This is a genomic window from Flavobacterium sp. ZB4P23 (assembly GCF_003970375.1).
In the GTDB taxonomy this organism is placed as follows: Bacteria; Bacteroidota; Bacteroidia; order Flavobacteriales; family Flavobacteriaceae; genus Flavobacterium.
This window is the reverse complement of record NZ_RYDK01000004.1, coordinates 54,573-69,998: the sequence shown is the minus strand read 5'-3', so window position 1 is coordinate 69,998 and position 15,426 is coordinate 54,573. Positions and strand designations below refer to the sequence as shown.

Below are 15,426 nucleotides of genomic sequence, written 5' to 3'. Positions count from 1 at the left end.
ACAAAAACCATACCTAGATAAAAAAAGCTCTATTTCTAGAGCTTTCACGGTTTTTTTTAAAACCATATTTTCCATGGGATTCGGCTTAAAATAAGCACTAATCCTAAACCATAAAAAATAGAAAATGTTTTAAATTTAGATTCGCTTGTAGTTGCTTTTTTGTGTTTTGACCACCCAATAGTAATCAAGACAATTGCTATTATATTGATCAAAGGATGTTCTAAAGCCAACAATCGGCTTTCCGTTGTCAGCCCACCCATTCCAACGGCTTTTATCATATTCAAACCATTGGGAGACACAAAGTATAAAAGTACACCTACTACTAATTGAGTGTGTATTGCTATTAAGCCAAACAGCGCTATCTTTCTGTCTTTGGAAGTAAATTCTTTTTTAGAAAACATCCCTATCAAAGAATTAACCACAGCCACCACTAAAACTAAAAGTGCGAGATAAGCCCAGCCAGAATGAAATTTTTGAATAAAATCCTCCATAAATAATATTTTTGTTTTAACAAATATAAGCAAAAAAGGCATAAAAAAACCACGTTTTTCAACGTGGTTTTAAATATTCAAACACTTAAATTACTCCTACTTACCAAAAATGTATCTAAGTGTAAATTGTGCTTGCCAAACATCAAAAGTTGAAGCATTTTTTTGAAAAGTGTCTTTTATTAAAACTCGAGTTCCGTTAGCTTCTACTTGAGTCGCTAATTGATAAAAAGGAACATTCGTAGTCGTTGTTCTGTAGTTCAAAACATTTGTATTTGTAACTCGTTGTGTAACTCCCCAATCTTTATTAATGAAATTAGTAAAGTTCAGGATATCAGCTCTGAATTGAAAATTATTCTTTTTACCCGCAATTGTAATATAAAAATCTTGAGTTGCTGATAAATCTAATCTATGTAGCATAGGTAAAACTCCTCCATTTCTCTCTGCATACTGCCCTCTTCTAGTAGAAAGGTAATCATCTTGATTGATATAGGATTCGTAAGCTTGTTGTTGTTGCGCTTCAGTGTAGACTGTTGTCACAGTCCCATTTGTTACTGAAAGTGATTGAAAACGAATTTCATTTGCATTTTTAGGGACATAAATCAAGTCATTGTTATTTACTCTGTCACCATTCATATCACCCCCGTAAGAATAGGAAAACGGTCCGGATTGTTCTCCAATGTATCCTAAATTGATTGAAGTTGCCGCCCCTACATTTTTACCGTATTCAATTTTGTATCCTAAAATACCAACTAATCTATGTGGTGTATTATTGTTAGACAATGCTAAAGGTAAGTCGTTATTTCCATTTACAGATCTAGCGCCCGTCCACGAACCAGAAGCAATAGAACCCGGAGATAACAAATCATTAGCACTTGAATACGTGTATGCAAACGATCCCCATAGCCCTTTTTTGTATGGATACTCTAATTTAAAGGTTGAAGAATAAAAATATCCTTTGTCCGTGTTTGTTAAAACAACGGCACTGGAAACATTATCATTAACACGAACACCTGCATCGGTACGAGCATATCTTGGTCTGTTATCCGGACCGCTGAAAGTTCCAACTGGCGCATCAAAATTAGCATTATAATAATGTATCGCATTAATATTTCTTTGAAAAATCCCTTCTACTGTACCTACAAAACCAAAAGGAAGTTTTTGATCAACCGCTATATTAGTTTTCCAAACTTGCGGAAACTTAAATTTTTTATCGGTGAAAGCCAATTCAAAAGTAGTAGGAAGCGTTGGGGTATCCGGAATAAAATAATCATTTGGGTTTGGAGTAAAACCATACCCACCAGAAGCCAATGCAGTGCCACTTACATCAACAAAACCTGTAAGCACTCCATTATTACCAATTGCATTAGATAAATAAACTGAAGGTGCTCTTCCTGTAAAAACACCACTACCTCCACGAAGTTGCGTCGTTGCATCGCCATTTAAGTCTAAGTTAAAACCAACTCTTGGCTCCAACAAATACTGAGTATCAGGCATTTTTCCTGTATTAAATTTTTGGCCTTGTCCAAAAGTTAATGCAGTAACTGCAGGATTCTCAAGAGCTGTATCAGCAAACCAAACAGCTGTGGCACGAAGACCTACTGTTAATTTAAATCTATCGCTCAATTTCATTTCATCTTGCGTGTACAAATCTAATTTGTTTGACTTGAAGATTTGTAATGGCTCTTGAGCGCCGGGCAATGCAGAATATCTGAATTGAAGACGTGCAGGAAGTGCAGTTGTTGATGGCGCCCCACCTGTGTTTGCAGACTGATTAGCTGCTGCATAAAAGTCAGAAAGTGAATTAAAAGTATAAACACCATTAGACCCAGAGAAAAACAAGTTGCTTGATTTGAAGTACTCAAAGTTAGTACCAAACAATAATGAATGTTTACCTATCGTTTTGGTCAAATTATTAGTAAAATGTAATGTAGAATACGAAAGTTTATTTCCTTGAGTGAACGGATCTAAACCTGCCGAAATAAATGTGTTTGAACCGTTTAAGATATCAATTGTTGGAAACAAACCACCACCTTGTAATGCTCTGTCTTCAATTTGCTTATCGTAACCTGCAATAAAGTTATTGTACCAAGAATTGCTTAATTTACTATTCAATTCTAAGACTACTGATCTCGTATTATCCTGAATTACATATCCGCTGTTTTTAAAAGACATTGCTAACGGACTTGTTCTTCTGTTTCCAAAACCTAATGAATTTGAGTTTGAAGTTAACTCATCAGAATTAGAGTTATGAAAAACATAACGAGCGGTCAATTGATGATTATCATTAATATTCCAGTCCAGTCTGGCTAGGAATTTTTTTGAAATTCTTTCAGCATCATAGTTTTCCCATGGTCCTGTGGTATAATTAAATTTATCTTGCAAAAAAGTAGAAAGTGTTTGCATTTGTGCAAAAGTAGGAGCCGAAACCTGTGCACTTGCTTGTGGCGAACCTGTAGATGTCCAAGTAGTAGCCGGGCTAATGTTCTCTATAGTTTCAACATTCCCAAAGAAAAATAATTTATCTTTAATGATTGGTGCTCCAATTCTGGCGCCCCAAATTTTTTCTTCAAATTTTCCAGGTACTACTGTTCTTTCTCCTGCTTTACTTCCTATGAAGTCTTTTTTGTTGCTTCGGAATGAGTTGTATATTGACCCTTCCACCTCATTCGTTCCACTTTTGGTAACCGCATTGATTCCAGAACCTAAAAATCCGGATTGACGTACGTCATAAGGAGCGATATTTACTTGTAATTGCTCAATAGCATCTAATGAAATAGCTGTAGAACCGGTTCTTCCTCCGGCTTGTGAGTCACTACCTAAACCAAAACCATTATTAAAAACAGATCCGTCAATAGTAAAATTGTTTAATCTTGAATCCTGACCACCAAAAGTACCGTTACTACCTGCATTAGCATTGTACTTAGTAATTGCATTTATGGAACGTGCACCTGTTACTGGCACGGCAGTGATTTCTCTGTTAGAAAATTGTTGAGATGCTCCAGTTCTTCCTTTATTGAAAGTCCCTTTCGATTTTGTAGAAACAATTACTTCATTCAACGCATTTGATTCTTCTTCTACAACAATATTTACAGTTAAATTATTCCCTAAAGGAGCGTTAATATCCGTGATTTCTGTTGTTTTGTAGCCCACATAAGTCACTCTTACAGTGTAGGGACCGCCTGGTCTAATACCCTGAACTGCATAGCCTCCATTGGCACTTGTAGTTGAAAAATATTTTGTTCCTGTAGGCGTGTGAACGACCTCAACTGACGCTCCTGGAAGAGTCTCTCCAGCATTCGATTTAACAGTACCAGACATAGCAGAACTAGTGACCTGCGAATGACCTACAACTGATAAAAAAATAATCAAAATAAAAATAATTCTTTTCATTTTTGTTTTTTTGTTTAGTTAAAAAAGTTTGGCAAAAATATAACATTTTTACTTAAATAAGTTAACATACTGTTAAGAATACGGTATTTCAAAACAATTTTTTCGCCCTCAACCATTATTTCTTTTTAGATCGAAAACCAAAGTATTTATTTTTTTTATTAAAGATTATTCTTTTTTTAAAAGACTTAAAATGTGGTTTTTAGTTATAAAAAAAAAACCTCATTCCAAATTGAAATGAGGGTTAGATTATTTTAAGCTAAACTAGTTGAATGTATAACGAACACCAGTTTGCATTTGCCATCTTGATGAGTTAAGACCTACATCATCAACTTGGTTAACATTATTTCCTACAGCAGGGTTGTATCTAAACGTTGGTGTGGTACCATTAGCTAAGAATCCAACTTGCTGAAGCAATTGCACTTGGTCAAAGCTTGTAAAATAACGTTTACCCCAATTTTTATTTATAAGATTGGTAAAGTTGAAAATATCAGCTGTAAATTCTAAGGTATGTTTCTTATTCCCTACGTTGATAGTAAACTCTTGTGCAAATTTCAAATCGACAACATGAGTCGTTTTTAAACGATCTCCGTTACGCTCAGCGTATCCACCTTTTCTACTTCTTAAATACTCATTCCCTTCGATAAAAGCACTAAGCGCATCCCATTGTTGATCAGCGGTTAAGCCATTAGTTGTGCTTACTAAATTAATTTCAGATTTAGCAGCAGGAACATAAATCAATGCTGAACTAGAGAATGTATCTTTTAACAAATTTCCACGGTCATTATACACATAACTTATCGGTGTTCCTTGAGCTCCTTCGTAGAAGAAACCAATTCTTGATTTTGTGAATTTACTCCATTTCAAAGTAACATTTCCGTTCGAAATAACTCTTGCACCTTGATCAAAATCAGATCTTGACAATGTTGGAAAATTAGCTCCATTAACGGTTTCAGTATTATTCCACTGAGAACTGTTTTGAGATGAGGTTGCATCCAATAGAACGGTAGACTTACCATAGGAATATGTACCAGAAATATTACCGTCAATAAATGGTGATCTAAAGTTTTTAGTTAAAGTAAAAGACACATTATAAGCTTTTCCTTCATCTGTATTAGAGGCCAAATAAATTCCTAGATACTTGTTATCAACTCTATTATTTGCATTGTAAGTTGGTCTTGTATCCGCTCCAGTTAAGTTACTTGTAGACGCTTTGATATTCAAATTTTCATAGGTGATAGCACTGATGTTATCATTGTAAGTAACTTCAGAAGTAAACACGAAGCCTAATGGCAATTTTTGATCTACTGCAAAACTTGCTTTAAATACCTGTGGTAATTTAAAATCTTTTGCAAAAATATCAATATTACCGCCCGTACTACCTGAACCTGGTCTTGGGACAGAAGCAGGAAGCGGCGCTATTTGACTATCAACGCTTGGATTAGGATTGAACACTGGCGTTGTCCCTCCGGTAATTTGAATCGCTCCTTGAGTAACTCCATTATTGTTATATGTCCCACCTGGCCATACTAGCGGTAACCTAGAAGTAAATACTCCAAATCCACCTCTAATTTGAGTTAATTTTGCACCATTTACATCATAATTAAAACCCAAACGCGGTGCAAAATGAGCATAATTAGATATCCCTTGACCTACTCTGGCATCTTTCAAGTTTTTACCGGCTGCTTGTAATAACCCAACCGTTCTAACATTAAAATCATTATTTACTAAACCATCTTCCCATACCGGCATATCAACTCTTACTCCGTAAGAAAGTTTGAAATTTTCAGTCAATCTCATGTCATTTTGAATATACAAACCAAATTGTTTTGTACCAAACTCAGCTGCTCCTAGCGACTCATCTCCACTACCACCAATCAAGGAATAGTTCATTAAAAACCTATTTGCTCTTGCATCTGTTAAGAAATCAGATAATTTGGAGTAACGATAAGCTCCAAAATTGTTACCAAAGAATACGTTTTTAGATTGTGAAAATTCGTTGTGAGTTCCAATCGTGATTTTATTTCTTCCAAGATTGATTTCAAAATTATCAGAAATAGTCAATACTTTTTGATCTAAAAGATTTGCAGTTGAAAAAGCTTCTGCACCAAAGAAAATACTACCTGGACCATCTATAATTTGAACGGTAGGAAACGGATCTCCAGATGGGTCTCTGTCATCAGCTACAGTTGTGTAAGCAATAACAAGATTGTTAGAAAATTTATTACTAAATCTTGAGTTTAGTTCTAAAGCTGTTGAATTAGTTGTCGATTTAAATAACTGACTACCATTGATAAAACTAATTGCTGTAGCAGAAGAACGGCTAGGAGAAAAATTCTCTGCATCAACAATACTGTGCTTAAATGATAATTTATGATTATCACTGATGTTCCAGTCTAACTTAGCAATGATTTTATCACTCTTAAGTGTTCTGACATTATTATTGTAAGAACCTGGATCATATCCAAAACCTGCTAATTTTGCAGTTAAGGCATTAATATCAGCTAATTTAGAATCTCCTGCGTAGGTACCAAAATCAAAAGGTTGTGGTGTTTCATTATTTTGTTTTTCATAGTTGATAAAATAAAACAATTTGTCTTTGACAATTGATCCACCTGCACGAACTCCGTACGTTTGCGCAGAAAAATCAGCTAACTTTTGTCTTCCGTCTGCACCTGCCAATGAAGGAGGCGTTTTAGCAGAAATAGACTCGTCTCTATTGAAAAAATAGGCAGATCCTTCAAAATCATTAGTTCCTGATTTCGTAATTGCACTAATTGCTCCACCCGCAAAACCTGAAAGTTTCACATCATAAGGAGCTACACTTACTTGAAATTGCTCAATTGCATCCACAGAAATTGGACTTACACCCGTTTGCCCTCCGTTAGTTCCGTTTGCAGCTAGTCCGAAAACATCATTACTTACAGCTCCATCAATATAAATTGCATTGAATCTATTATTTTGTCCCCCAATAGACAATTGATCATCGCCTCGAATTTGTGCCTGAGGTGTCAATCTTGCAAAATCAGAAATGTTTCTGGATAAGGAAGGCAATGACTTGATTTTATCTGAATTGATTACCGTTTGAGCTCCTGTTCTCTGAGAATTAAACGTATTATCTCTTGACGCTCTAACTACAACTTCTTTCAATTCATTTGAATCTTCAGCCAAAGCAATTTTAAAAGTTTTATTTTCTCCCAATTGAAGATAAATTTCGTTTTCTTCATAGTTTTTAAAACCTACATAAGTAATGGTAACCTTATAAGGCCCACCAACTCTCATGTTTGAAATACTAAAATTACCTGTCCCATCTGTAGATGCAGTGTAACGGGAACCTGAAGGAGTATGTACTGCAAGAATAGATGCCCCTGGTAAAGTTTGAGAATCGTTATCATAAACATTTCCGCTTACAGAGGAATTTGTATTTCCCTGTGCGTAAAGGTTAGGATTAGCGCAAAATAATACCCCTAATGTAAAAAACAACTTTAAAAAATTTTTCATATTGTCTAGTTAATTAATATTTGGCAAAAATATAACATTTTTACTTAAATAAGTTAACATAACGTTAAGAATAGCATTTCTTTTAAACAGAATTTTTATCTCAAAACAATAATCACGCTTTTTTTAATTAAAAAAAAAGAGAATTTTCAATTAAAATCATTTTATATTAAATTATCCACACCAAATTACCAATTGCAAATACTAAAAAAAATAACACAAATTTAAAAAAAGTACTCTAACAGAATTACTTAAATACTAAAAAGCCCTGAATTAGCTAAAATCAGGGCTTTTAGTGTTTTATACCTCCATCAAAAACAGAGCAGTAATCAACCTTAAATGAAAATTGATACGATCATAAAAATCAGTAGCTTATTTGCTCCTATTTATTCTTCAAAAAATGATTCAATAAAAAAGTGGTAGATCCGTCATGTGTTTGAACCGTTTTCGTATTAATTTCTTCCAAGATAGAATTAGCCAATTGTTTTCCTAATTCAACTCCCCACTGATCAAAACTAAAAATATTCCAGATCACTCCTTGTACAAAAATCTTGTGCTCGTACAAGGCAATCAAAGAGCCTAGCGTCTCGGGTGTCAGTTTTTGGATTAAAATAGTGTTTGTAGGCTTGTTACCTGTAAAAACTTTAAATGGCAAAAGGAATTTTGCTTTATCAGCTGAAATTCCTTGTGTATCAAATTCAGCTTGTACTTGTTCTTCTGATTTCCCATGCATTAATGCTTCTGTTTGTGCAAAAAAGTTAGACATTAGTTTATCATGATGATCATTGTCGCCGTATAGCGGAGTTACAAATCCAATAAAATCTGCAGGTATCAGTTTTGTCCCTTGGTGAATTAACTGAAAAAAAGCATGTTGTGCATTAGTCCCCGGCTCCCCCCAAATGATCGTCCCAGTTTGGTAATTGACTGGTTTCCCGTCCCGACCCACACTTTTACCATTGCTTTCCATTGTTCCTTGTTGCAAGTAGGGGGCTAATTTTTGTAAGTATTGCGTGTACGGAATCAAAGCTTCACTTTCGGCACCAAAAAAATTGTTGTACCAAATACTCAATAACGCTAACGTAACCGGCATGTTTTGGTCAAAATCGGCAGTTTTGAAATGCTCGTCCATCTCATTGGCTCCTTTTAGCAAGCCGTCAAAATTATCGTACCCAACGGCTAAACTTATCGTAAGTCCAACGGCACTCCACAAAGAGAATCTCCCTCCAACCCAATCCCACATAGGGAATACGTTGTCTGGGTTTATCCCAAACGCTGTTACTTTTTGAATATTGGTAGAAACGGCAACAAAATGCTTGGCCACATCTTCTTGAGTAGCCGATTTTAAAAACCATTTTCTGATGGTTTCAGAGTTGGTTAATGTTTCTTGAGTTGTAAATGTTTTGGAAACAACCACAAAAAGCGTTGTTTCTGGATTTAGTTTTTTTATGATTTCATTTACATGATCCCCATCCACATTAGAAACAAAATGAACATTTAAATGATTTTTATAAAATTGCAATGCCTCAACAACCATAACAGGCCCTAAATCCGAGCCTCCAATGCCTATATTGACCACATCCGTGAACGGTTTCCCTGTAAAACCTGTTCTTTTGCCGGAAATTACTTCATTGGTAAATAATTTAATTTTACTTTTTACTTCATTAATTTCAGTAAGTACATTACTTCCATCAACATTTATTATTGCTGATTTTTTGGCACGCAATGCGGTGTGAAGTACTGCTCTATTTTCGGTTTGATTAATTATTGCACCATTAAAATAATCAGCAATAGCACTTTTAAGTCCTACTTCATCTGCTAGTTGTAATAACAACTGAAGTGTTTCTTGATTAATAATATTTTTTGAATAATCAATTAAAAAATCATTCCATTTCAAATTGAATTTTTTTGTTCTGGATTCGTCCAATTGAAATAATTCCTGAATCGACGCTTTTTGCATTTCGCTGTAATGCTTTTCAAGTTTTTTCCAAGCGCTTGTTTCGGTTGGATTTGTGGTATTTAAAGCCATTTATTGTGTGTTTTGTAGTATTATTTTAATAGGGTAAAAATAGTGAAATTAGTTTTAATGAAAAATGGTTTTGCATTATATTAAACTATAGTAATATAACAAGATTTCAGTGTTTTTTGGGACTAACACTAAGCAACTCGTCTTTTTTGAAAAAAATTGTGATGATTTTACAAATGTTATTTACAGGTTAGCCACACTATCCAGTTCAAATTTCAAGGGCGTTATTTGTGTCAAAAACCGACTTTTATTAGCGCCATTCATCGGCTCACCACTAGGCAATTTAAGTCTTAATGCATCTACTTGTCTTCCGTTTTTCCAAAATCGATAACAAACATGTGGCCCTGTTGCCAAACCTGTGCTTCCTACTAAACCGATAACCTGTCCCTGACTGACCCGTTGTCCGCGTCTCACGAGTATTTTTGACATGTGCAAATATTGTGTTGAGTAGGTTCCGTTATGTTTAACTTTTACAAAATTCCCGTTTCCGGCAGTAAAACCACTTTGCTCCACAACGCCGCTTGCCGTAGTGGTTATAGGTGTGCCATGAGGCGCCGCATAATCCGTTCCTTTATGTGCTTTCCATCTGTGCTGAACCGGATGAAATCTACTGTTTGAAAATCTTGACGAAATTCTACTGAATTTTATTGGAGACTTAAGAAAGAAATTTTTTAGTGTTTTCCCTTCTTCATTATAATATTGAATTTTATCTGAATTGGGGTTCTGCGCAAAGGGAAAGGCATAAATAATTTTTCCTCCGTATTCAAAAAAAGAAGCTTCCAGTTCTTCGACTCCATCATAAACGGAATCATTTATAAAGCGCTCTGTAAACGTTATCGCAAAACGATCTCCTTTTTTGAGTTTCATGAAATCAATTGAATAGGCGTAAATTTTAGCTATTTTATTCGCTAGAGCCCCTTCAATCTTAGCATTGTCTAAAGTTTCCGACAATGATTCTTTCAAAACTCCACCAATGGTGCGTCGCCTAATTGTAATTGGTTTGGTTTTTTTATAAACAACTACCGCTGTGTCCCGCATATCAATCACGTAATAACTCAGCGCATCGGGTTGATAAATAAAAGCCTGTAAATTATGTTTTTTATCCTTGGACCTCAACAACGTAAAAGGCCTGTTGATTCTAATACTTCTTACATCAAACGAATCTCTCACTTTAGCAATAATATCATATACTTTTCGTTCCCCAATATTCTGATTTTGAATAATAGTTCCAAAAGTATCTCCCCTTTCTATAGTATCATTAACGATATTAAAATCAGCAAGAACAAACCCAAACTCACTCTTTTTAGGAACAAGTTTCACTACTTTTTCCGGCACAACTTCCTTCATTTTATTACATGATACTAAAGAAAAAAGTGCTATTATAATTATAAATATTTGTTTCAAATCTTGTTTTTTTTTATTCAATCTACATTTCTACTCCCCAATTTTCTAATTCGTGGCTACTCCATAATTCCGGGAAGAAAATTCTTCTTTGATATTTTGGATGCATGTATTTTTTCCAGTCACTCCCGCCAGTAGCTTCTCCATCGCCTTTTCCACTTTGATCAATATATTTTTTTGCTGTATTAAGGTGTTGCATTACCCAAGTAATATTTACCGTATGGTCATAATGACGCATGGCTTGAATTAGTTCTGGATTTTTTTGATCTGATTCCGGTAATTGTTTGAATTTTTGCCAAATATTAATGGTGTTGTATTCCTCCATGTGGGCTAAGAATTCCTTCTTATATTTTTTTTCAAACTCCTCCAGTAAAAATGATTTTTTACCGCTGTGATACTCTTTTCCGGCTGCTTGCCAATACAAATGTTCCAGTGCAAACTCATACGTTGTATTCCGGTCAATGGTATCTCTATAACGGTAATCAATCAGATTTATTAGGTCTGTTGATGAAAATTCTATCAAGCGGTATTGCGCACTTTGAAAGCCGCTGGCCGGAGTTAGTGTATTTCTAAATTTCATGTATTGCTCCACTTCCATTCCATTTCCCATAATATCAAAAGAGGTGGTTAACATGTCAAAATAACGGCTGATTCGCATTAATCGTTCCGTGAAAAATACTGTATTAATGCTTTCACAATAGGAAATTTGCCGCATCTCCCAGAGAATCATTTTAAATATCAATTCATTAACCTGGTGATACATGATAAAAACCATTTCGTCCGGAAGCGTCGTTCTCTGAATTTGAAGATTCAACAGGGCATCTGTCTGAATATAATCCCAATAGGTGATTGGCTTAGACCATAATACTCCTTCGAGCTGTGTTTCTGTTTTTTGATTTATCGCATCATATTTAAGCTCAATTTCTTTTAAAATAGCTTCTGAATTGTCTTTAGTACTCATTATTTTTTTGTTTTAAAAGGATTTTTCAATCCTCTGTATCCCTCAATATCTGCCTTGATTGACCCTACTGCCAGACTGGCTTTTATCCTCAGCGGTACTTTATTGTCATCGTCCGAAATCCAGACAGTAAGACTTTCTTTCTCTTTGAAAACGCGTCCTGATTGTACCAAAGGTCTAAAAATCATAGCTGAAACAACGCCAAATTTAGTGGTAATATTTTCTCGTCCAATAAACTTTAGCTTGAATTTAGTAGTTTCATCATCAAAAAACATATCGATTGCCACTGATTCTCCAATTTTTAATTTATCGATACTAGGATAGTTTCTTAAATAATAAAAGGCCGATAGAATATCCTGAGTATTTTTTGGAATGTAAAGTGTTTTTTCGGTTTTATGTTTATAATCTTTTACAACAACTCTGTTTGTAGATTGGTCAAAAAACCCTTCTTGATTTTTAGTATAGCCGCCTTCATCAATTTTTCGAACAAACTGGTACGGATTTCCTGTTTCCTTATCAATGTAGCTTTCGTATAAATCATCTACTTTAAAGAAAAAACGAGACATCCCCGTGGTGTATCCTTTACCAACAACATGAAACGTTTTTTTGTTGTTTAAAATGGCCTCTTTTACTTCCAGCGTGGCATAACCGGCATTGACTATTCCATAGTGTATCCTGAATTTGAACCACTCACCCACTCCGTAAGCATCTTCCTGAGGAGAATCAAAGCTTACTGTTATAATCAACACAAAGAATAAGAATAGTTTTTTCATCACTTAATTTGTCTGTTTATTGACTCTATTAGCAAATTTTGTTCCAAATATATCAAAACAAAAAAACTCAGTCAAATAATGACTGAGTTTTTATGCTATTAACTAACCAAAAAACTATAAACTATGAAATTTATATGAAATCAGGAAGGAAACCACCCCTTCCCTTTTTGCGAGTGCAAAGGTAGTTAACAAATCCACTTTTTTTTGTTAAAAAAAAAGTTTAACACAACATTTACAAAAAAACATGTTGTTTATTAGTTATTTTTTCACAATATGTAAAAATAATGCTTTTTTACAACGTTCCTCGCAATTCCTGTTCTCGCTCAATTGATTCAAATAGCGCTTTAAAGTTCCCCGCTCCAAAACCTTTGGCTCCCATTCTTTGTATAATTTCAAAAAATAAGGTTGGCCTGTCTTGCACCGGTTTTGTGAAAATTTGCAACAAATACCCTTCTTCATCGGCATCTACCATGATGGCTAGTTTCTCGATTTCGTTTAAATCTTCTTTCATCATTTTCATGTGATCTCCCAATCGCTCCGGAATGGCTTCATAATAGGTATGTGGAGGAGCGGACAAAAATTCAATTCCTCTGGCTTTCAATTGCGATACGGTTTTGATAATATCATCCGTTGCTATTGCGATATGCTGAATTCCAGGTCCACCATAAAAGTCCAGATATTCCTCAATCTGTGACTTTTTCTTTCCTTCAGCAGGTTCGTTGATTGGAAATTTGATTCTTCCGTTTCCGTTTGACATTACCTTACTCATCAATGCTGAATATTCCGTATTGATTTGTTTGTCATCAAAAGAAAGGAAATTTACAAATCCCATCACGTCTTCATAAAACTTAACCCAAGTATTCATTTCATTCCAACCCACATTTCCTACCATGTGGTCAATGTATTTTAATCCTGTTGGTTCCGGATTATACTCGGATTTCCATTCCTTATAACCAGGAAGGAAAACACCATTATAGTTTTTGCGCTCTACAAAAATATGTACCGTTTCTCCGTAAGTGTAAATTCCGGAACGTACTACTTCTCCAAATTCGTCTTTCTCTACCGTAGGCTCCATAAAAGAGCGCGCACCACGTTTCATGGTTTCTTCGTACGCACTGGTGGCATCTTCTACCCATAGCGCTGCAACTTTCACGCCGTCTCCATGTTTTCTTAAATGTTCGTGTATTGGAGAATCTTGTGTTAATGGCGTAGTTAATACAATGCGGATTTTATCTTGTTTTAACACATACGACGTTCTGTCTCGCACTCCGGTTTCTAATCCTGCATACGCCAAAGACTGATACCCAAAAGCCGTTTTATAATAATGTGCGGATTGTTTTGCATTTCCTACGTAGAATTCTACATAATCGGTTCCTAATAACGGAAGGAAATCTTGTGCTCCTTCAAATATTTTTTCGAGTCCGTATTCTACTGATTTTACTTCTTTGCTCATTGTGATTTATTTTTTGATTCGGCATCTCTAGTTTTGGAACGCGGTTGACGCGGATAAAACAGATGTACACGGATGTATTAATTTAAAATTATGTTGTTGTTTACTCTAAAGCCCTAGCCCTGATGGAAACGGCATCCTTTTTCTGGCTTCTTTAGCCAGGAAAAGATAAAGCGTACAGCAGGAAATAGCTTCTAATTACTCGACCCAAGATTTGTAATATTGACCGTCGTCCAATCCCATCGCTTCTTCGGTGACCATTAAGGGACGAAAGGTATCAACCATAACCGCTAATTCGTGGGTTTCTGTATGACCAATGCTGCGTTCCATAGCACCTGGCGCCGGTCCGTGAGGAATCCCTTTTGGATGTAGTGTAATGTGACCTTGCTCTATATTGTTGCGACTCATGAAATCCCCATCTACATAATACAAAACCTCATCACTATCTATATTACTGTGATTGTAAGGCGCAGGAATGGATTTTGGATGGTAATCGTACAATCGTGGAACGAACGAACAAACAACAAAAGTTGAAGTTTCAAAAGTCTGATGCACTGGTGGTGGCTGGTGTACCCGACCTGTTATAGGTTCGAAATTATGAATACTAAATCCGTATGGAAAATTATAACCGTCCCAACCTACTACATCAAAGGGATGTGTGGCATAAACGAATTCATGCATCATTCCTTCTTTCTTGATTTTTATTAGAAAATCACCTTTTTCATCGTGCGTTTCTAATTCTGTTGGCAAAATAAAGTCGCGCTCGCAAAATGGCGAATGTTCTAGATGTTGACCTGATTCATTTTTATAGCGTTTTGGCGTGTAAAAAGGAGCAAATGATTCGACGTAAAACAATCTATTTTCCGAAGTTTCAAAATCAATTTGGTAAATCATTCCACGTGGAATAATCAAGTAATCTCCATATTCGAAAGAAATATTTCCCATCATGGTGCGCAATTTTCCTTTCCCTTTATGAATGAAAATCATTTCATCGGCATCGGCATTTTTATAGAAATAACTGCGTAATGATTGTCTGGGTGCGGCTAATCCTATGATACAATCTTTATTGATCAACATGGCTTTACGACTGTCCAGAAAATCGTCCTCCGGCTTTAACTCAAAACCTTTTAAAAGTAATGATTTGATGTTTTTTCCAATGGCAATTTTTGGTTCTACTGAATAGGATTTTAAAATTTCCTTTACCTGTGTTGGTCTGTGAACGTGATATAGTAATGAGGAATGGCCATGAAAACCTTCCGTTCCAAAAAGCTGTTCGTAATACAAACCACCTGTAGGCTTTTTAAATTGAGTATGTCTTTTTTGGGGAAATTTTCCCAATTTATGGTATAAAGGCATGATTTTTTTGCTTAAAAGTTAAAGTTTAAAAGTTTATCGTTTTATCGAAATAAACTTATTTAATTAAATCAAAAAAAATACAATCTATT

Annotated in this window: 9 protein-coding genes; all 9 read right to left on the bottom strand. The window is 35.2% G+C overall.

Going from position 1 to position 15,426, the window contains the following annotated elements; all coding sequences use genetic code 11:
• Positions 1-56: 56 nt before the first annotated feature.
• Complete coding sequence (locus EKL99_RS07795; protein ID WP_126457626.1) at positions 57-491, bottom strand: hypothetical protein; 435 nt, start codon at positions 489-491, stop codon at positions 57-59.
• Positions 492-587: 96 nt separating this feature from the next.
• Positions 588-3,881 carry a TonB-dependent receptor gene (locus tag EKL99_RS07790; RefSeq protein WP_126561432.1) on the bottom strand — a complete coding sequence of 1,098 codons (3,294 nt, stop codon included), beginning with the start codon at positions 3,879-3,881 and terminating at the stop codon, positions 588-590.
• Between the two features lie 261 nt (positions 3,882-4,142).
• Positions 4,143-7,379 (bottom strand): carboxypeptidase regulatory-like domain-containing protein, encoded by a 3,237-nt coding sequence (locus EKL99_RS07785; protein WP_126567736.1) that lies wholly within the window; start codon positions 7,377-7,379, stop codon positions 4,143-4,145.
• A gap of 379 nt (positions 7,380-7,758) precedes the next feature.
• On the bottom strand, positions 7,759-9,402 hold the full coding sequence (gene pgi, locus EKL99_RS07780) for a glucose-6-phosphate isomerase (protein WP_126457629.1): 1,644 nt from the start codon (positions 9,400-9,402) through the stop codon (positions 7,759-7,761).
• Positions 9,403-9,582: 180 nt separating this feature from the next.
• Complete coding sequence (locus tag EKL99_RS07775) at positions 9,583-10,803, bottom strand: peptidoglycan DD-metalloendopeptidase family protein (RefSeq protein ID WP_126457630.1); 1,221 nt, start codon at positions 10,801-10,803, stop codon at positions 9,583-9,585.
• A 22-nt stretch (positions 10,804-10,825) separates the two neighbouring features.
• Positions 10,826-11,761, bottom strand: a complete 936-nt coding sequence (locus EKL99_RS07770; RefSeq protein WP_126457631.1) for a tryptophan 2,3-dioxygenase family protein — start codon at positions 11,759-11,761, stop codon at positions 10,826-10,828.
• Positions 11,761-12,531, bottom strand: coding sequence for a DUF3108 domain-containing protein (locus EKL99_RS07765; RefSeq protein ID WP_126457632.1), 771 nt, complete (start codon positions 12,529-12,531; stop codon positions 11,761-11,763). The genes EKL99_RS07770 and EKL99_RS07765 overlap by 1 nt, the downstream gene beginning before the upstream one ends.
• Positions 12,532-12,823: 292 nt before the next feature.
• Positions 12,824-13,984, bottom strand: a complete 1,161-nt coding sequence (gene hppD, locus EKL99_RS07760; RefSeq protein WP_126457633.1) for a 4-hydroxyphenylpyruvate dioxygenase — start codon at positions 13,982-13,984, stop codon at positions 12,824-12,826.
• Positions 13,985-14,179: 195 nt separating this feature from the next.
• Positions 14,180-15,337, bottom strand: a complete 1,158-nt coding sequence (locus EKL99_RS07755; protein ID WP_126576710.1) for a homogentisate 1,2-dioxygenase — start codon at positions 15,335-15,337, stop codon at positions 14,180-14,182.
• Between the last annotated feature and the right edge of the window lie 89 nt (positions 15,338-15,426).